Source organism: Stappia sp. 28M-7 (assembly GCF_014252955.1).
Lineage (GTDB): Bacteria > Pseudomonadota > Alphaproteobacteria > Rhizobiales > Stappiaceae > Stappia.
The window spans coordinates 3918268-3937697 of sequence record NZ_JACMIA010000001.1; the positions used below are offsets into that span (position 1 = coordinate 3918268).

Here is a 19430-nt window from a genome sequence, read left to right on the forward strand (position 1 = left end):
ACGGCCGACAGGGCTGTTCCGGAAGTGACTCACCTCAGCAGCAAGAGGTGAGTCGAAATCGACTCACTGTCAGGTGCCGCGCTCGGGCAGTTCGATGCCCAGCTTCTCCATCCTGAGATAGAGCTTCTTGCGCGGGATGCCGAGCTGGCGGGCGACCGCCGACAGATTGCCGGACGAGGCCTCGATGGCCTCGCGGATCGCCGCTTCCTCGAAACTGTCGAGCCGCTCCGGCAGGCTCGCCGCGGCCCCGCTCTCACCCGCCGGCTGGCGGGAGCCGAGGCCCAGCGCCAGCCGTTCGGCCCGGTTGCGCAGCTCGCGCACATTGCCCCGCCACCGCTCGCCGATCAGCCCGGCCATCACCGCCGGCGCGATCGCCGGGCATTCGCGCTGACGCGAGGCCGCCGCCTCGCCCGCGAAATGGCGGAAGAGAACGGGAATGTCCTCCGCCCGCTCGCGCAAGGGCGGAATGCGGATCTCGGCCATGTTGAGGCGGTAGAACAGGTCCTCGCGGAACGTGCCCGCATCCGCCGCCTCGCGCAGGTCGACCTTGGTCGCCGCCACCACCTTGACGTCGATGGGCACCGGCTCGTTGCTGCCGACGCGCTCGATGGCCCGCTCCTGCAACGCGCGCAGGAGCTGGGTCTGGAGGTGCAGCGGCATGCTCTCGACCTCGTCGAGAAACAGCGTTCCCCCCGAGGCATGCTCGAACCGGCCGATGCGCCGCTTCACCGCGCCGGTGAAGGCGCCGGCCTCGTGGCCGAACAGCTCGCTGGCGATCAGGTTCTCCGGGAGCGCGCCGCAGTTGATCGCGACGAACTGGCCATGCCCGCGCGGGCTGAAGCGGTGCAGGCACCGCGCCACCAGCTCCTTGCCGGTGCCCGTCTCGCCGTGGATGAGCGTGTCGACATCGGCCGCGGCCACCGCCAGCACCTCGTCGCGCAGCAGCGCCATCGCCCGCGAGATGCCGATCAGGACGCCGGATATCTCGCGATCCGCTTCCCGCTGGCCGCGAAGGCGCCGGTTGTCGAGCTCCAGCGCCCGCAGCCGCAGGGCATTGGCCGTGAGCGCGATCAGGTAGTCAGGATCGGCCGGCTTTTCCAGGAAGTCGAAGGCGCCGGAGCGCATCGCCTCGACGGCGCGCGGCACATCACCATGGCCGGTCACCAGGATGAAGGGGATCGACGGATCGGCGCCATGCACCCGCGCCATCAGCTCCAGCCCGTCCATCTCCGGCATGCGCAGATCCGAGATCACGACGCCAGCAAAGCGGCTGTCGAGCCCGGCAAGCGCCGCCAGCGGCTCGCCATGGGCACGCACCGAATACCCCTCCAGCACCAGGGTCTCGCGCATGGCCTCCAGCACCGCAGGATCGTCGTCCACCAGCACCACCGTGCCGCCAATGTCCCTAGATCCCGCCATGCGCCGCGCCTCGTGCCTCCTCGTCATCCGCCAGGTGCAATTCCAGGATCGCACGCGTGCCGCCGCCCTCGGCATCGGCAAAGCGCAGGCTGCCGTCGAAATCGCGGACGATGTTGTAGGAGATCGACAAGCCGAGACCAAGCCCCCGGCCCGGCCCCTTGGTGGTGAAGAACGGATCGAACACCTTGGCGAGCACACCTTCGGGAATGCCGCAGCCATTGTCCGCGACCTCGATCTTCACCCGGTCTTCGGCCGCCCGCACCGCGACGGCGACCCGCGGCGCCTCGCTTGCCTCCACCGCGTCGACCGCATTGCCGATGAGGTTGATCAGCACCTGCTCAAGCCGGTTGGCGTCGGCCCGCACCATCGGCCCGCCTGCCTCCTGCGGCAGGTCGAAGGCGATGCGCGCCGCGCCGGGCTGCATGCGGAACAGCTCCGCTGCCCGCAACACGATGGGCACCGGATCGCAGCTTGCCGCCTCGCGGGTGCGCCGGCGCGCCAGCGTCTTCAGGTGGTTGGACGTGTCGGCCAGCCGCAGCACCAGGTCGGAGACCTGCTCCAGCTTCTCCTGCACCTTCCCCGTGTTGGCCTGGTCGAGATAGCGCCGCGCATTGTGCAGGTAGGAGCGCATGGCGGCGAGCGGCTGGTTGAACTCGTGCGCGATGCCCGCCGACAGCTGGCCGAGCGCCGCCATCTTGCCCGCCTGCACCAGCTCCTCCTGGGTCTCCAGCAGCTTGGCCTCCACCTGCCGGCGCTCGCCGATCTCGTGGGTGAGCCGCTCGTTGATCTCCACCAGCTCCAGCCGCCGCCGCCGGGCGAGCTGGCTGCGCCCCTGCAGCGTGCGCAGCGCATCGGCGAGCTGGCCCATCTCGTCCCGCCCGGTGACGTTGACCGGCGCGTCGAGCTCGCCTTCCGCGATTGCCCGCATGGATTTCAGCAGGCTGGACAGGCGCGGAATGAACTGCCGGCCGACCGTCAGCCAGCCGACCACCAGCGCCACCACGGCGAGCGAGCCGCCGAGCCCGAGCAGCAGCACCGTGCCGCGCGCCAGCGCATCGCGCGCAGACGCCGCCGCCTCGACCGAACGCCGGCCGGCGGACGCGACCGCCCCGCTGACCAGGCGCGACAGCCGGTCGAGCTTGTCGCCCGCCTCGTCGACGATCACCGCGCTCTCGCCCGCCAGCGCCGCCTCGCTCAGCTTCAGATCGAACAGCTCGCCCCCCGGCGCGCCGAGCCTTGCGATATCCGCCAGCGCCTGGCGCAGGGTCACCGTGCTCGCCGCCTGCGCCAGCAGCGAGACCATGTCTCCGGTGCCGGCCACCGCCTCGCCGACGTCCTGGCGCAGCAGTTCGATCACGTCGCGGTCCTGCGCCTGGGCAACGCGCAACAGCTTGCCGATCAGCAGGTTGACATGGGCATGCGCGCTCCACAGCGTCTCGGCAAAGCTCAGCTCGCCCTCCAGCAGCTCCGTCTGGGGAGCCGCCCCCTGCACGGCGGGCGCTGCGCTCTCCATCGCGTCCAGCGCAACGCGGATGTTGAAGTCGGTGTCGACGATCAGCGGCTCGATCTCGCGCAGAGCCTCGTCGTGCAACCGGTTGAGGCGCACGACCAGCGCATCCACCTGCTGGCGGATCTCCAGGTGCCGGGCGACATTCCCGTCGATGCGGGCGATGTCGCCGGCCAGCGCCTGCGGCAGGTCGGCGGCAAGGTCCGCACTGCCCGGCAGCTCGTCGTTGAGCGTGCGGCCGATGCGCTCCAGCAGATCGGCAAGGCTCGCCACCGCCGCCTCGAGCCGCGCCCGGCTTTCCTGCCGGGTTTCCGTGCTGCGGGCGAAAACGAGGCGCGGCATGTCGGCGCGAATGCCCGTCGCCACCTCGGCGAAGCGCGAGATGTCCGCCTGCCGCCCGCTCTCGATGGCGACGAGATCGCTCACCGTCTCGCCGTAGCTGGAAAAGACGTAGACGGAGAGCGCTGCCGTGCCTATGCCGACCGTCGCGATGATCGCCAGCGCCGCGATCAGGCGGAAGCCGATGAAGGAATGCAGCCGCTCCGGCCGCGGTGAACCGCCGTCCTGCCCACCGCCATTCATGAGCGCGGTCACCGTGACGCCGGCGAAACGGCGACAGCGGCCGCCATGCGGCGCTGCGCCTGCTCGACCAATGCCCCGGCCTCGGCAAGCCGCTCGCGCGTCTCCCGGTGCCAGCTTTCCATCAGCCGCTCGCGAAAGGCGCGGTTTTCCAGCCGCTCGGGACCGCCGGGCGAGAACACCCGCACCAATGCCGGATCATGCGCCATGAAGGCACGCACCGGCACGCCGGTCGCCCGGCGATAGGCCTGGTCGAGCAGGGAGCGCGCCTCGCGCGCGGCCCCTCCATCTCCCGAAACCGTCGCGTCGACCTCCCGCCAGCGTCGCCAGAACCGCCGGTGCTCGTCGAGCTGGTAGGTCACCAGCTGGTCGAACAGCGCCACCACCACGTCGCGCCGGGTGGAGGCGAGCAGATAGTCGAACCGCTCCTCGAAGGGCGTTGCCTGCCGGGCAGCGGCCAGCGGAATGCGCGCCACCTGCGGATCGGCCAGCAGCGCCTGACCCGCTTGCCCTTGCAGGAATGCGACGAAGCGGCGCGCGCCCTGCGCATGACGGGCGGTGCTGAGCGCGGCAACGCCGGCCGGCAGCATCACGTCCTCGGGCGCGGCGAGAAAGGCGAGCTGCTCGCCGTTCGTCGGCTGGGTGCGGGCAAGGAACCCGACGCCGATGCCGACCGGGAAGCGGCCATGGGCCAGCCCCTCCGGCACGCCGAAGGAGCGCGCCGTCACCGTCGCCAGATTGCCGGCCAGCTGCTGCAGATAGGCCCAGCCTTCGTCCCAGCCGAGCGATTGCAGCACCAGTTCGACGAAGAGCAGCGTCGTACCCGAACGCGCCGGCGCGGACATGGCGACCATGCCCGCATAGTCCGGTGAGAGCAGCGATGCGAGATCGGCTGGCGCAGGCAGGCCCCTGGCGCGCATCAGGTCGGGCCGCCACATGATGCCGAGCTGCGAATAGGCGAAGGCATGAAGCCGCGGGGCAGAAGGCTCCGGCTCGCTCGCCGCCGCCTCGCCCGCCCGCTCCGGCCGCGCCAGCAGCCGCGCCCGTGCAAGCTCCGCAATGGCGATCGGCGAGCTGGTCCACACCACGTCGGCGCGCGGCAGGCGCTCGCTCGTGACATGCTCGATGAGCGCGTGGGTCGACTTGTGCAGGAAGCGCAGTTCCTCGCCCGGATGAGCGCGCGAATAGGCGACTGCCACCGCCTGCGCGAACGGCTCGGGATAGGACGTCAGCACGATGGTCGGCGGGCCGCCGGCTAGTGCAGCGGGCGGGCCGGCATCCTGCGCGACCAGAGGGCGGGGCAGCAGGGCAAGGGCGAGCGCTACCAATCCGGCAACGATCTTCCACGGGCGGCCGCCCCCTCCTCCCGGGGCGGACCGGACTGCAAGACGTGAGAGTGTCATTGTCTTTCCTGTGCCCGGTCCGGCGCGCTGCTCCTCCGCAGCGCCCGCGATACCGGTCACGGTGATCACGATTGCGGCATTTGGCCACAAGGACGCCGGCTCTTCAAGGCGCACAACCCGGCTCTTCCACCATGGGAAGTTCTGACCAGGCTTGCCTTGACGGCCGGACCGTGCCCCTATTCCCAATGAGACAAATGTTCGATTTCGAACAAAATAGCGAAACCGAGGGGCGATCGAGAGATCGTCGAGGGACCCGGGGGCGGCAAGAGAAACAGCGGATGCGGACGGACGAAAACCCCAAGAAGAAGACCCTGCGCCAGCAGGAAGTCATGAGCTTCCTGGAGAAATCCGGCTATGCCTCGGTCGAGGAACTGACCCAGCGCTTCGCCGTGACGTCCCAGACGATCCGCCGCGACATCGGCGAACTGGCGCAGACCGGCCGCGTGCGGCGCCATCATGGCGGCGTCGCGCTGGCGAGCCCCATCGACGCCCATACCTACCGCCAGCGCCGTGTCGACCGGGCCAGCGCCAAGCGCCGTATTGCCCGCCGTGTCGCGGAACTGGTCCCTGACGGAGCCTCGGTTTTCCTCGACACGGGCTCGACCTGCGAGGCGGTGGCCGAGGCCCTGTGCGAGCGCACCGGCCTGCGCGTCGTCACCTACGGCCTGCGGGCGGCCGTTACCCTGATCGACCGGACGGACTTCACGGTCGCGGTTCCCGGCGGCTTCGTCCAGAACGTCGCCGGCAGTGTGATGGGCGAGGACATCGCGGAGTTCATTCGCCGCTTCCGCTTCGACGTGGCGATCATCGCCGTCAGCGGCATCGCCGAAGACGGCGGCATGGGAGACGATGACCAGAACGAGGTGTCGATCGTCCGCGCTGCCATCGGCCAGGCACGCTCGACACTGCTTGCGAGCGATTCCAGCAAGTTCTACCGCACTGCACTGGTGCATCTGGGACCGGTGACGGAGGTTTCCGACCTCGTGACCGATGCGGCGCCGCAAGGTGCACTGCAGCAGATCCTTGCCTCATCTGAGGTCAGGTTGCACATTGCGTGATCGCAAGCTCGCCGAAAATCCGTTCGGCGGCTAAAAAATCTCGAAACTTGTATTTAGACTGTTGTGAAGCCGCGCCATTTGAGCGTTAAATGTCGCAAAAAGAAAAATGTTGCCTTTCGAACAGAGGAGAACGGAGATGCACCTGACAAAGAGGTCCGCACTGGCCGCCCTTGCAGCGATGATGCTGTCGGGCACGGCAATGGCCGACACGATCACGGTCTACACGTCCTATGAGGAGGACGAGGCCGCGGCCTTCCTCGAGGAGGCGAAGAAGGCGCTTCCCGATCTCGAGGTGAACATGCTGCGCCTGTCGACCGGCGACCTGGCTGCGCGCATCATCGCCGAGAAGGCCAATCCCCAGCACGACGTGCTGTGGGGCTTTGCCGTCACCTCGATGGTCAATCCGGAAATCCTCGAGGGTCTGGAAACCTACAAGCCGGCCGGCATCGACCAGGTTCCCGAGCGGTTCCGCGATGCGGACGGCAAGTGGTTCGCCGTCACCGGCTACATGGCCGCGCTCTGCGTCAACAACGAGCGGCTGAAGGACAAGGGCCTGAAGATGCCCACCTCCTGGGCCGATCTGACGGACCCGTCCTTCAAGGACGAGGTGGTCATGCCCAATCCGGCCAGCTCCGGCACCGGCTACATCCAGATCAACTCGCTGCTGCAGCTGATGGGCGAGGAGAAGGGCTGGGAATTCCTCGACAAGCTCGACAAGAACGTCGCCCAGTACATCAAGTCGGGCTCGCGGCCCTGCAACGCCGCGTCAGCCGGCGAGTACACGGTCGGCGCTTCGTTCGGCCTGCGCGCCGTCAAGAACATCGAGGAAGGCTATCCGATCACGCTCGTCGTCCCGTCCGAGGGCGCCGGCAACGAGATGGAAGCCAACGCCCTTGTCGCCGCCTCCAAGAACAAGGACGCTGCCAAGCGCTTCCTCGACTGGACCCTCAGCGAACAGGCCGCCAACGTCTATTACGACTGGAAGGCCATCGTCACCGTGCCGGGCGGCAAGATGCCCGAGCGCTTCACCTCTGCCGGCCTGCCGGACGACGTGTCGAAGGTGCTGTTCCCGGTCGACTTCAAGGCCGCAGCCGAGGAGCGCGCCCGGATCGTCCAGACCTGGCAGGAAAAATACGAGCGTTGAGAACGGCTTGAGCCGGCTCCCGGCCGGCTCTGCGACCGGCTTTCCGGCGGTCTTGCGCAAACGCTGGACCGCCGGTTGAGCCCGGCCTCGTAAACCGCTGCCGCCGGCGCCGGCCCTTGCGGGACGGTGCCGGCCGCGACCTTCGGGCGGTTCGGGCCCCTGGCCCGCGCGCGCCTTGCCCGGCCGTCATCCTTTCGAACACACGCCCGCAGGAAAGCCTCATGGACCTTTCTATCCACGATCTCGTCAAGCGCTTCGGCAAGCTTACCGCGCTCGACCATGTCTCGCTGGAGGTGGCCCAGGGCTCCTTCGTCTGTTTCCTCGGCCCCTCGGGCTGCGGCAAGACCACCTTGCTGCGCGTCATCGCCGGGCTGGAGGAGGCCGACGGCGGCAGCATCCGTCTCGGCGGTTCCGACCTGTCCGCAATCCCCGCCAGGAACCGCAATTTCGGCGTGGTCTTCCAGTCCTACTCGCTGTTTCCCAACATGACGGCCGCCCGCAATGTCGGCTACGGGCTGGAATGCCGGGGCTGGGACAAGGCGCGGATGCAGGCCCGCATCCGGGAAATGCTCGACCTCGTCCATCTTGCCGACCAGGCCGAGAAGTTGCCCTCGCAGATGTCCGGCGGCCAGCAGCAGCGCATCGCGCTGGCGCGGGCGCTGGCTCCCGACCCGTCCGCCCTGCTGCTCGACGAACCGTTGTCCGCGCTCGACGCCAAGGTTCGCGAGGAACTGCGCATCGAGATCCGCGCGGTCCAGAAGCGCCTGGGCATCACCACCATCATGGTCACCCACGACCAGGAAGAGGCGCTGGCCATGGCCGACCTGATCGTCGTCATGAGCAAGGGCCACATCGAGCAGATCGGCACGCCGCAACAGCTCTATCGCGAGCCGGCCACCGCCTTCGTCGCCGACTTCATCGGCCGCATGAACGTGCTGCCGCTCGACCCGGGAACGGCCGGCGGATTCAGCTTCGGCGGCGTCCCGCTGGAAGTGGCAACGCATGCCAACGGCGGCAAAGGTCCCGCAACGCCGGCCGCCCTCGGCATTCGTCCGGAAGCCGTCGCACTGACCGACGTGGGCACCAGCGGGGCAAATATCCTCCCCGCCAGCGTGCGCTCGGTCTCCTTCCTAGGAAACATCACCCGCGTCGAACTGGAGCCGGAAAACCGGCCGGAAACCGGCATTGTCGCCGAGCTGCACGGCACCGCCGCCATCCCGGAAGCAGGAGCCCGGCTGGCCGTGTCTCTCCCCGCCGACGCGCTGCGGGTGCTGTCATGAGCACGGCGGCCGCACGCGGCGCGCAATCGGTCGGCAGAACCGCCGGCTGGGCCAGCGACCGCTCGATAACCATGGGCCTGTCGGTCCTCGCGGCGATCCCGATCCTGCTGTTCCTGCTGCTGCCTCTGACCGGCATCCTGCTGCGCGGCTTCGAGACGCCGACCGGCTTCGGCATCGGCAATTTCACCGAGACCTTCGGGGCCGAACGCTTCTGGCGGCTGGTCCTCAACAGCATTTCCATGTCGCTGACCGCGACGCTGGCCGCCGTCGGCCTTGCCTATTTCTACGCTTATGCCCTGCAGCGCGCGGCCATTCCCTTCAAGCCGTTCCTGCGGATCGCGGTACTGACACCGCTGTTCGCCCCCTCGCTGGTGCAGGCGCAGGGACTTATCCTCCTGCTCGGCCGCAACGGCGTGTTCAACCGCTTCCTCGGCTTCGACATTGATATCTATGGCTTTTGGGGAACGGCAATCGCCAACGCGCTCTATGCGTTTCCCTATGCCTACCTGATCCTGTCCGCGGCGCTCGCCGTCGCCGACGCCCGCATCTACGAGAGTGCCGAGACGCTCGGTGCGGGGCCGGCGCGGATCTTCCGTGACGTAACGCTGCCGGCGACGCGCTTTGGCCTCGCGGCGGCGATCTTCGTCGTCTTCACCCTGGTGATGACCGATTTCGGCAACCCGATGGTGATCGGCGGCGACTTCAGCGTCCTGGCCACCGAGGTCTACAACCAGGTCATCGGGCAGGCGCAATTCGGCCTCGGTGCAGTGATCGGCATCGTCCTCCTGGTGCCCGCTATCCTCGCCAAACTGATCGAGAAGCGCATCTCCAGCCGCCAGCACGCGCTGGTCACCGCCCAGTCCAAGCCCCTGGAAGTAAAGCCCTCTCGCGGCCGCGACCTCGCCTTCTCGCTCTATGCCTACGTGATCGTGTCGCTGATCCTCAGCGTGCTTGTCATCGTCGTGGTGGCGAGCTTCGTGCGGCTGTGGCCCTACAACATGAGCTTCACGCTCAAGCACTACGAGTTCGACGTCCAGAACGGTACGGCGCCGCTGTGGAACAGCGTCGGTGTGTCGCTGGCCACCGCCATCGCCGGCGTCGCGATCACCGGCCTGACCGCCATCGTGGTGCAGAAGTTCCGGAACCCTCTCACCGGGCCGCTGTCGCTGCTGGCGATCCTGCCGGCGGCCGTTCCCGGCATGGTGCTGGGCCTCGGCTACGTGCTGACCTTCAACGAGCCGGCCAACCCGCTCAACGTGCTCTATGGCAGCTTCGCGCTGATCGTTATCCTCAGCGTCTACTACAACCACGCCCACGCTTTCCTGATCTCCTCGACCAGTCTCAAGCAGATAGGCCCGGTCTTCGACGAGGCCTCGACAACGCTCGGCGGCAGCACGCTGACCACCCTGCGCAAGGTGACGCTGCCACTTCTGTGGCCGACGCTGCTCGGCGTCGGGGTGTTCTATTTCATGCGGACGATGGTCTCTCTGTCGGCAGTTATCTTCCTGGTGACGCCGTCGACGCAGCTCGCCGCCGTCTCGGTCCTGCAGCTGTCCGACCGGGGCGCGGTCAACCAGGCGGCCGCCTTTTCGGTCTGCATCATGGCCATCGTGATCGGGTGCCTGTTGATCGTGCGGGCGATCCTCTGGCTGGCGGGCGCGAAGAACGTCACCCTGATCCGCTAGGCATCGAGACCAAAAACAAAAGCGGATGCAAGGGCTTGCGCCTTTGCGTCCGCAGGCGGGGCGCGACTTGTCCCCCTTGCGGAAACTTGAGAAATTTCGAGACGGATTTTGCAAAATTCCGCGCCGAAATCGCCGAAATTCGAGAAACGCGTCGCAATTCCCGCTCGCGTGCCGGATCGCTCGGTTCGCCGCAACAAACGCAAGACAAGCACGCAGGCCGACAAGCAGACGGGCGCGCCGCCCGCACGGGGACAAGTGCGCACGAGGCCGGGGACAAACCGCCGAAACGCCGATGCCCCGGCCCGCAGCCGTGCCGTCGACCGGGCGCGCCGTCAGCTGCCCGCTACTCCGCTGCCTTGTAGGTGAGGTTCTCGGAAACCGCGTCGAGCGGGTTCGAGCTTCCCTCCTTGCGCAGCTCCGACCAGGGCGCGTGCATCGACCAGTAGAGACCGTCCGGACGATACTCCAGCGTCACGCTGGCCGAAAACGCCGCGGCCGCGTGGCGCTCGATGATGACCGAGCCGAAGCCGCTCCGCTCGGGCGGTGTGACGGCCGGGCCGCCTTCCTCGCGCCATTCCAGCAGCACGCCGGGCTCGTCCCGCCGCTCGCCGGCACTGGCCCAGGAAATGCGGATGCAGCCGAGCGGGCTTTGCAGCGCACCGTACTTGATCGAGTTGGTGGCAAGCTCGTGCAGCACCAGGCCGAGATTCTGCACCGCGCTGACGCCGAGCACGAAATCCTCGCCCTCGATCGCCCGCTGGTCGGGCGACACGCCAACGGTCGACAGGTGCTGGTCGATCAGGCTGTGTATCGACACGCCGTACCAGTTTTCCTGGGCCAGCAGTTCGACGGACTGGGCAAGGCCCTGCAATCTGGTGTCGGCCGCCTCCTGGAACTCCTCCTTGGTGGCGGACTGGCGCGCGATCTGGCGCAGGATCGCCTGCACCAGGGTCAGGACGTTCTTGGTGCGGTGGACCAGTTCGCGCAGCAGCAGATGCACGCGGTTTTCGGCCTCGCTGCGGTCGAAGGACGCGTTGCACAGGGCAACCGCGATCTGGTTGACCTCGCTCACCCTTGTTTCCAGCGGCGCGACGATCTCGCCCCGCCCCATCCGCTCCGCCATCCGCGAAAGCTGCCGCACGGAGCGGCTGAGCTGGCGGGCAACGAGATAGGCGAGCAGCATGCTCATGGCGATGAAGGCGATGCTGCCGAAGAGCAGCAGCTTCCACGTCACGACCTGCGACTGAACCGAGGCGACAGGCCCCGACACGACCACCACCCAGGGGAAGTTCGGCAGCCGGGCGTAACCGCTCACCATCGCCTCGCCGGCCTGCTCGAACTCCATGGAACCGCTGAAACTGCCGAACCCGCGATGCGGGGTGCCGGGAAACGGAGTGGCGATCGGCAGGCCGTTGGCGCCGCTGGATGCGATGACCATGTCGTTCTGGTCGATGACGGCCGCGCTCCAGCCCGGCGGGATCACCTCGCGGGACAGCACCGCCTGCACCTGGTCGGTGCCCTGGGTCAGGATCAGCGCGGCACCGACACCGCGCAGGGTTTCGGGCAGCGGCATGGTGACGTTGAACACCCACTCGCCGCTCGTCTTGCCGAAGAAGATGTCGGAAACGCTGATCTTGTCGCTGGCAAGGGCCGCCTCCAGCGCGGCCAGATTGGAGGTGATGCCGAGCGGCGTGCCGTAGGGAACCCGGGTGTTGAGCAGTTGCTGGCCGTTCTCGTCCATCAGGATGAGATACATGGCGTGCGACGACAGGATGTGCTGCGTCCGGTTCTGGAAGCCCTGGAGGTCTCCGTCCTCCAGCTCCGGAAACACGGAAAGCAGCCGGAGCGTCGACGTCATGTCGGTAAGATGGCGCTCGACGATGCGTCCGAGCGTGCGCGCATCGGTGGTCGCCCGCTCGCGCAGCTCCTTGCGTTCGTTGGCCTCGATCTCAACGAAGAGAAAGGTCGCGACCGCGATCAGAGGCACGGCGATGGCAGCCGCGAGAAACGTCAAATACGACGTGATGGACGCCGTGGGCGGCCTGAATGGCAGTCTCGATGACAGCTTGCGCAAACGTGTCCGGTGCCGCTCGTATCCACACATGCCCCCATGCGCAGCCTTCCAGCCAGCACCCCTTTCCGGCTAGACGTTTACCCCCCGATCCGCTGCAAAACGTACTATCAAAATACAGACTTGGCCATAACGCCATTTTTGCGAAGCTGTGCAGAAAGGAACAAAAGCGCGTGCCCGCCGTTCGAGAGATATCGAAGGATCGAACACGAGAGGAGCACGACATGGCAGGACCCGAGCACGGGAGCGGACCGGAGACGCCGGCAGGCGCGATCCCGGATGCGCACATCAGCGAGCACGTTCGCGAGCGGCTGGACGAGGATCCCCATCTGGAGGACGGCGCCATCGATATCGACGTGAAGGACGGCGAAGTCACGCTGAGCGGCCTCGTCGACCACCCCCATGACAAGCAGCGGGCCGAAGAGTGCGCCGGCTCCGTTCGCGGCGTTGTCGGCGTGCGCAACAACCTGCGCGCCCGCCCGCATCCGGTGCCCCCGCAAAGCGATCTGGCGTAAGCGGCGAGGGTCTGCCGTCTTGCGGCGGCCGGCCCCGCCCTCAGCTTCGCTCGATGGTCGCAAGCAGCGGCAGGTGGTCGGAGGCAAGACGTGCAAGCGGCGTGCGCAGGGCCGTGCAGTCGAGGCACCGAAGACCTTTCGACAGGAAGATGTGATCGAGCCGCAGCAAGGGAAAGCGCGCGGGAAAGGTCGGGCCGGCAAGCCGGTCGGTTCTCGGCCGGGCAAGCTGAAGCGCGCCGGCGATCTGCGCAAAGCTGCGCGAGGACGGCAGCGAGTTGAAATCCCCCATCAGCACCGTGTCCTCACCCCGGCACCCCGGATGGCCGAGCCAGCCGGGTCCGAGCAGCGCGCGCGCCTGTGCCAGCCGCTCGCCCCGCCACAGGCCCAGGTGCGTGTTGAAGACGTTGATCGGACGGCCCGCGTGCTCGATCCGGCACCAGATCGCGCCGCGCGGCTCGCCCCGCGACGGCAGCGGCCCGGCCTTGACCACCTGCATCGGCAGTGCGGTGAGGATGGCATCGCCGTATTTCTCCTCCGCCACATGCATGGCGGGGTGGAAGACGGACGTCATCTCCAGCGCGGCCGCGATCTGCTCGGCCTGGTCGACGCCGCCGCTGCGCGAGCGGCCGACATCGAGCTCCTGCAGGGCGACGACGTCCGGCCGCGCCTCGGCGATCACCTCGACGATGCGGGAAAGGTCGAGCCGCCGGTCGCCGCCGACGCAGCCATGGACGTTGTAGGACAGCAGTCTCAAGGGCCCGGTCCTAGAACCACGCCTTCAGCATGCCGGTCAGGCGCGAGGCGGCGAAGCTGCCGACCTCGCGAAAGCGCTGCAGCGGCCAGTAGCGGCGCTTTGGATCGACGATGCCCGAACCGAGATGCAGCAGGCCGGCGCGCTTGCGCGGATTGACCCGGTAGGAGCGCAGGCCCCGCGCATTGACGTTGAATTCGTCGATCACGGCGGCCAGCGAGCCGGTGCGCTCCACCACCTGCGCGACCGCAGCCGGATCCGCGTCGAGATGTTCGGCCATGAGCGTGTTGCGCAGCCGCGTGATGGCCTGCCGGCAGGCCTCGCCCTGCGCCTCGATCGCAAGGTCGCACTCGCTGTCGAAGCCTTCCGAGCGGTTGTTGAGATTGGCCGAGCCGACCCGCACGAAGCGGTCGTCGACGATCACCAGCTTGGCGTGGATCAGCACTTCCTGCTCGCCGCCCTTGCCGTCGGGAACGACCGCATAGGCAATGCGCAGGCGGCTGAAGGTGTCGGCCCGCATCAGCCGGCGGATCGCCAGCGTGCGGCCATAGCCCATCGTCCACTGCTCCAGCAGGCCGCGCGTATCGCGGGTGACGAGGATCACCACTTCCGGCCCGCCTTCCTCGCGCAGGCGCGCCGTCAGATGGCGCACCACCCGCGTGGAGGCGAGATACTGGGTCTCTATATAGATGTTGTCGCGCGCCGCATCGATGGCATCGCACGTGAGCTGGATCGGGTCGGTGCGCCGCTTGTGATCGCTGCCGCCCGCCTCGGCAAGGGCGACGGCCACGTCGCAGCCGGTGATGTGCGGCTCCAGCTCGCTCGGCCAGAACTCGCCCGGCGCCTCGGCGGCGGGAAGCTCGCCAGAGACCACCCGCCCCCAGCGCCGCCGCACCACATCCGCAATCACGCGCGCGCCCTCGCCCGACAGCGCCACCTGGATGTCGTGCACCGGGCCGTAGGGGTCGCCGTTCGGACGCCGGCGCAGCGGGTTTTCCGCCAGATGGTCGGGCGTGTCCCAGCGCTGCGAGGTGAGGTCGATGCCGCCGACGAACGCGAGTTCCTCGTCGATCACCACCAGCTTCTGGTGATGGGAGGCGCGCAAGGGATGCTCGAAATCGTAATGCAGCGCGATGCGCGGGTGCTCGCACCAGTCCGTGTCCTGGAGGACCGGAATGCGGCCGCTGGAATAGACCGGCCCCTCGCCCCACACGAGGATGCGCACGTCGAGATCCGGCGTTTCCTCGACCCGCGAGCGCAGCAGCTCGCCGAGGGTCATCGCGTCTTCATTCTGCGGCTGCAGGAGGATGTCGGGATCGAAATCCCAGCCGACGATCCAGATGGACCGGCGCGCCTGCCGCAAGGCCGTCTCGACCTGGCGGTAGTAGGCATCCGCGTCGACGAGAAAGGCGAGACGATCCGCCCGCGCCACCCGCCAAGCGTTGCGGTCGGTGTCGATGATGGAAGAAGCGTCGGAAAAGGTGTCTGTGCTGGTCATCCAGTTGCTGCTGCCTGCCGTGGGTCTTCGGCGAAGAGGGGGCGCAGGATGCGCCGCGTCCGTCCGCCAATTCGAGCAGGAGCGCGCATGCGCCCCCGCGTGCTGCGGCCGTCTGTGCGGCGATCACGCGATCGCCCGCTCGGCCTTGTCCCTGGCTGGATAAGTCGTCAGAGGGAAAATCGTTCCCTCCCGGCCCCGCCCGCAGGACGGAAGGGGCGCGCCCGGCGGCGGAAAACCGCCGCCGGAACGCATGCGCGAAAGCTCAGGCGGCTTACTCGATGACCGCGCAGGCGCGGCGGTCGCCGGCATCGCCGGTAGGCTGGCTGGAATAGTCGTCCTTGCCGCCATGGATCATCAGCGCCTTGCCGCGGATGGCCTGGTCGCCGTCGAGCGTCACCATGGCGTTGAACACCTGCGCCCGCAGCGTGCCGTCCGCGTCGACCCACTGGTTGGGCATGTCGCCGGCATGGGGCCCGTTTTCCGAAAGATAGCCGTGCTCGGCACCGCCCGGATTGAAATGGCCGCCGGCCGACTTGTGGCCGCCCGCGGCATCGCATGTGCCGGTCTCGTGCACATGGAAAGCGACCCACTGGCCGGCGGGCAAGCCGCTCACCTCGACATCGATGAGCACGCCGGCCGAGGTGCCGGTGAGGGTCGCGCGGCCCGCCTCCTTGCCGTCCTGGCCAATGAAGGTGGCGGTCGCCTCCTGCCGCTCCTGGCCCTGCGCAGCCGCCGGCAAGGCGGCGATGGCGACGAGGCCGGCGGCGATCATGGCAGTTTTCATCCCTGGATCTCCTGCATTTGGCGATGACGGCAGCGCAGCCCGCAAGAGGCGCGCACCGCCCATCATCACACAACGGCCGAGCGCCCGACATGTTCCATGCGCGGGTCCGCCCGGCGCCCTACAGGCAGGTGGTCAGGAAGAAGACGCCGGCGAAGGAAAAGACGCTGGCACCGAGCGCGGCGATCGCCGCGAAATAGGCGATGGGGTAGAGGAACCCGCTCCCCCTCCGCCGCCGCAGCGCCGCGATCACCGCAGCTCCCGCCGCAAGGTGCACCAGGAAGATCGCGATCAGCTGCAGGCGCTGCAGCGACATTCCGCCGGCCATGTCGAGCACGACCGTGTCCCAGCCGAAGCGGCAGCCGACCGACAGCATGGCATAGAGCGCCACGAAGGCGAGCGCCCATACCGTGAAGCCGGCGCCCAGAAGAAGCGGCGAGGTGCGTTTCATCAGCCCGCCCCTCCGGTTGCCGCCAGCCAGGCGAAGGCGAAGGCAGCGCCAAGGCCGAGGATGCCGGTCGCGGCCGCATAGTCGTGCCAGACCCGGCCGATGCGAAGATCGAGGCTGCGCGCCGCCGACAGGAAGCCGGCCCGCCAACGCCAGAGGCCATAAGCGGCGAGCAGCGCGCCGAAGCCCGCGCGAAGGCCGCACAGGGCCAGCAGCACCAGCGCGGTGGCGTTGTGCGCATGGGCCGTCGGTGTCGGCACGCTTGCCGCCATCAGCGCGAACAAAAGCGCCGCCCCGCCATGAGCCGCCAAGCACAGGGCAAGCCGCGGGGCGGGCGAGCGCTGCCGCAGGAGACGCGAAAGAGCGCCCCGGCCGGCCAGCGCGGCAAGCCCCAGAAGGGCCAGGCAGGTGGCGGCAAGCGCGGGATCGGGCAGCGCCGGGCGGGCCGGCGGCCATTGCGGGGCGACCAGCCACAGGAACAGCCCGCCGAACAGCAGCGAGGAGAACAGCGTCGCCTCGGCGGCGCAGGCGAGCACCATCGCCCACCAGGACGGCGCGCCCTCGCTCTCCCAATGCGGGCGGGCGGAGGCGCCGTTGCCGATGGGAAGCGGCCCCGTGTCCTGCCGCGCGCCGGTGGCGGAGGTCCAGGCCAGCAGCGAGACGACGACCGCAAGGAAGGCGAAGAGCGCCAGCCAGTAGACCTTGGCGAGCAGGCACAGGACGACGGCGGCGGTGAGGAGCCCGCTCCACAGCGGCAGGAAGGTCTGGCGCGGCAGGATGATGAGCTGCTCCGGCCGGCCGGTGACCATATCGACGCCGAGCGTCTCCATCCAGCCGTTGCGGGTGAAGCCGAGATAGCCGCGCCCGGCGGCGAGCCGTGCCCCCTCCTGTTCGGGCGCAAGGCGGTCGCCGCGCTCGGTGATGTGCGGCAGCGAGGCGAAGCCATAGGAGGTCGGCGGCGTCGGGATCGCCCATTCCAGCGTCCGCGCGCCCCAGGGATTGCGCCGGAACCTGCGCCCGAAGCGCAGATGCACGACGAGGTCGATGACGAAGAGCGCAAAGCCGATGGTCATCACGAAGGAGCCGACGGAGGACAGAAGGTTGAGCCAGTCGAGCCGCGCCTCGACCGGGTAGGTGTCGACACGGCGCGGCATGCCGCGCAGCCCCGTCAGGTGCATGTGGAAGAACGTGAGGTTGAAGCCGATGAAGATCGCCCAGAAGGCCGGCTTCGACAGCCGGTGCTCGGCAAGGCGCCCGGTGAAATGCGGCAGCCAGTAATAGGCGGCGGCCATCATCGGGAAAACGAAGCCTCCGACCAGAACGTAGTGCAGATGCGCGACGACGAAATGCGTGTCGTGCGCCTGCCAGTTGAACGGCACCATCGCCAGCATGACGCCGGTCAGCCCGCCGATGACGAAGACGAAGAAGAAGCCGCCAAGATAGAGCATCGGCACGTCGAAGCGTGGCCGCCCGGCCGCGAGCGTCGCGATCCAGGCGAAGATCTGCACCGCCGTGGGAATCGCCACCAGCCCGCTGGCGGCGGAAAAGAACGCCAGCGCCAGATGCGGGATGCCGACGGTGAACATGTGGTGGACCCACAGGCCGAAGGACAGGAAGGCCATCGCGATCACCGCGACGATGACCGCCCGGTAGCCGACCAGCTCGTGCCGGGCGAAGGTCGGGATCATCATCGAGATCGCCCCGGCCGCCGGCAGGAAGATGATGTAGACCTCCGGATGGCCGAACAGCCAGAACAGGTGCTGCCACAGCAGCGAGTCCCCGCCCCTGGTGGGATCGAAGAACGGCAGGTCGGCGGCGCGCTCCAGCTCCAGCAGGACCGAGCCGAGGATCAGCGGCGGGAAGCCGAACAGCATCATCAGGGCGGTGATCAGCAGGTACCAGGCCATGATCGGCATGCGCGCAAGGCTCATGCCCGGCGCGCGCAGCTTCAGCACCGAGACGGTGATCTCGATGGCCGCCGACAGGGCCGAGATCTCCACGAAGGTGATGCCGAGCAGCCAGACATCGGCATTGATGCCGGGCGTGTAGGTGGAGGAGGACAGCGGCGTGTACATGAACCAGCCGCTGTCCGGTGCAACGCCGGCGACCATGGCGCAAAGCAGGATCGAGGCGCCGAAGATGTAGCACCAGAAGCCGTAGGCGGTGAGCCGCGGAAAGGCGAGATCGCGCGCGCCCAGGAGCTTGGGCAGGAGGTAGATCGCAAAGCCCTCGAACATCGGGATCGCGAACAGGAACATCATCACCGTGCCATGCATGGTGAAGAGCTGGCCGTAGACCTCCGGCCCGACGAAGGCCGTGCTCGAGGTGGCGAGCTGCACCCGGATCAGCATGGCGAGCAGCCCGCCGACCGCGAAGAAGAAGAAGGCGGCAAGGATGAAGCGCTTGCCGAGGATGGAATGATTGACCGCCCCGAGCTGCTGCCAGCCGGCCGGCGTGTCCCACAGGGCGGCGAGCTCCCGGTGCAGGCGGATCGGGTTGACGGGGGCCTGGTTGACGGGGGCCTGGTTGGGGGCCTGGTTGACGGGGGCCTGGTTGGGGGCCTGCTCCTGCGGCGGTGCGTTCCCGCTCATCGTGCGCCCTCCCCGTCCGGTACGGCGCCTGTCGCCGCGCCCTCCCGAAGGCCGACGAGACGCGCGAAGGCGTCTTCCTCGTGCGCCTCGACGGAAAAGCGCATCGGCGCATGGCCGATGCCGCAATATTCGGCGCAGACCCCGCCATAGGTGCCGGGCCGGTCCGCCCTCAGGCGGATGACGTTGACATGGCCGGGAATGGCATCGAGCTTGCCGCCCAGACGCGGCACCCAGAACGAGTGGATGACATCCTCGCTGGTCAAGGCCACGTCGACATCCCGCCCCGCCGGCAGGTGCAGAAGATCGTGGGTTTCGTGCCCGCCGGGATAGCGAAAGCGCCAGCTCCACTGACGGGCCGTCGCCTCGATGCGCAGCGCCTCGCCCTGGCGAACCACCAGCACCTGTTCGCCCAGCGCGAAGGCCGCCGTCACCAGGCCGGCCAGGATGACGAGGGGAACGACCAGCCCGCCCCACAGGATCAGCCGCGTTTCGCCGAAGCGGCGCAGCCAGGCGGGGCGGACGAAGGCCAGCGTCAACACCGCGGCGACGGCAAAAAAGATCGCCGTTCCGGCAAACAGCATGACCCACCACAAGGTCCCGATGCCGCGCGCCGCCGGCCCTTCGGGCTGCAGCGCCGACAGCGGTCCGGTGCAGGCGGCAAGGGCAAGGCCCGCGCCGACAAGCGCGCCCATGCGGAACA

15 protein-coding genes are annotated in these 19430 nt (G+C 68.3%); 5 read left to right on the plus strand and 10 right to left on the minus strand.

Annotated elements, in window-relative coordinates; genetic code table 11:
• Positions 1 to 69: 69 nt before the first annotated feature.
• Genes H7H34_RS17615 through H7H34_RS17625 form a run of 3 tightly spaced genes read right to left on the minus strand, consistent with a single transcriptional unit; the run spans position 70 to position 4908 of the window.
• Positions 70 to 1419, minus strand: a complete 1350-nt coding sequence (locus H7H34_RS17615) for a sigma-54-dependent transcriptional regulator (RefSeq protein ID WP_209006246.1) — start codon at positions 1417 to 1419, stop codon at positions 70 to 72.
• The gene (locus H7H34_RS23770; RefSeq protein ID WP_185925956.1) at positions 1406 to 3520 is read right to left on the minus strand and encodes an ATP-binding protein; all 2115 of its coding nucleotides are present in this window, start codon (positions 3518 to 3520) and stop codon (positions 1406 to 1408) included. Before H7H34_RS23770 ends, H7H34_RS17615 begins: the two co-directional genes overlap by 14 nt.
• Complete coding sequence (locus H7H34_RS17625) at positions 3517 to 4908, minus strand: ABC transporter substrate-binding protein (RefSeq protein WP_185925957.1); 1392 nt, start codon at positions 4906 to 4908, stop codon at positions 3517 to 3519. Before H7H34_RS17625 ends, H7H34_RS23770 begins: the two co-directional genes overlap by 4 nt.
• A gap of 278 nt (positions 4909 to 5186) precedes the next feature.
• Between H7H34_RS17625 and H7H34_RS17630 the strand changes: the two genes are divergently transcribed.
• From H7H34_RS17630 to H7H34_RS17645, 4 genes are all read left to right on the plus strand, one after another.
• On the plus strand, positions 5187 to 5966 hold the full coding sequence (locus H7H34_RS17630) for a DeoR/GlpR family DNA-binding transcription regulator (RefSeq protein ID WP_185925958.1): 780 nt from the start codon (positions 5187 to 5189) through the stop codon (positions 5964 to 5966).
• 136 nt (positions 5967 to 6102) lie between these two features.
• Positions 6103 to 7110 carry an ABC transporter substrate-binding protein gene (locus H7H34_RS17635; protein ID WP_185925959.1) on the plus strand — a complete coding sequence of 336 codons (1008 nt, stop codon included), beginning with the start codon at positions 6103 to 6105 and terminating at the stop codon, positions 7108 to 7110.
• A gap of 221 nt (positions 7111 to 7331) precedes the next feature.
• Positions 7332 to 8390 carry a putative 2-aminoethylphosphonate ABC transporter ATP-binding protein gene (locus H7H34_RS17640; protein WP_185925960.1) on the plus strand — a complete coding sequence of 353 codons (1059 nt, stop codon included), beginning with the start codon at positions 7332 to 7334 and terminating at the stop codon, positions 8388 to 8390.
• Positions 8387 to 10075, plus strand: a complete 1689-nt coding sequence (locus tag H7H34_RS17645) for an ABC transporter permease subunit (protein ID WP_185925961.1) — start codon at positions 8387 to 8389, stop codon at positions 10073 to 10075. Before H7H34_RS17640 ends, H7H34_RS17645 begins: the two co-directional genes overlap by 4 nt.
• A gap of 343 nt (positions 10076 to 10418) precedes the next feature.
• On the opposite strand, the gene H7H34_RS17650 is transcribed toward H7H34_RS17645, so the two are convergent.
• A complete protein-coding gene (locus H7H34_RS17650) occupies positions 10419 to 12089 on the minus strand; it encodes a sensor histidine kinase (protein WP_185925962.1) in 1671 nt (556 codons plus the stop codon).
• Between the two features lie 281 nt (positions 12090 to 12370).
• Here H7H34_RS17650 and H7H34_RS17655 point away from each other — a divergent pair, with 281 nt between their 5' ends.
• Positions 12371 to 12661, plus strand: coding sequence for a BON domain-containing protein (locus H7H34_RS17655; RefSeq protein ID WP_185925963.1), 291 nt, complete (start codon positions 12371 to 12373; stop codon positions 12659 to 12661).
• 40 nt (positions 12662 to 12701) lie between these two features.
• Here H7H34_RS17655 and H7H34_RS17660 read toward each other — a convergent pair whose 3' ends face one another.
• The 6 genes from H7H34_RS17660 to coxB form a co-directional block, all read right to left on the minus strand.
• A complete protein-coding gene (locus H7H34_RS17660) occupies positions 12702 to 13415 on the minus strand; it encodes an endonuclease/exonuclease/phosphatase family protein (protein ID WP_185925964.1) in 714 nt (237 codons plus the stop codon).
• 10 nt (positions 13416 to 13425) lie between these two features.
• Positions 13426 to 14910 carry a phospholipase D-like domain-containing protein gene (locus tag H7H34_RS17665; protein WP_185925965.1) on the minus strand — a complete coding sequence of 495 codons (1485 nt, stop codon included), beginning with the start codon at positions 14908 to 14910 and terminating at the stop codon, positions 13426 to 13428.
• A gap of 271 nt (positions 14911 to 15181) precedes the next feature.
• Positions 15182 to 15694 carry a superoxide dismutase family protein gene (locus H7H34_RS17670; protein WP_185925966.1) on the minus strand — a complete coding sequence of 171 codons (513 nt, stop codon included), beginning with the start codon at positions 15692 to 15694 and terminating at the stop codon, positions 15182 to 15184.
• Positions 15695 to 15812: 118 nt separating this feature from the next.
• Positions 15813 to 16142, minus strand: a complete 330-nt coding sequence (locus H7H34_RS17675) for a hypothetical protein (protein ID WP_120269419.1) — start codon at positions 16140 to 16142, stop codon at positions 15813 to 15815.
• Positions 16142 to 18730, minus strand: a complete 2589-nt coding sequence (gene ctaD / locus H7H34_RS17680) for a cytochrome c oxidase subunit I (protein WP_185925967.1) — start codon at positions 18728 to 18730, stop codon at positions 16142 to 16144. The genes H7H34_RS17675 and ctaD overlap by 1 nt, the downstream gene beginning before the upstream one ends.
• Complete coding sequence (coxB, locus tag H7H34_RS17685) at positions 18727 to 19422, minus strand: cytochrome c oxidase subunit II (RefSeq protein ID WP_185925968.1); 696 nt, start codon at positions 19420 to 19422, stop codon at positions 18727 to 18729. The genes ctaD and coxB overlap by 4 nt, the downstream gene beginning before the upstream one ends.
• Between the last annotated feature and the right edge of the window lie 8 nt (positions 19423 to 19430).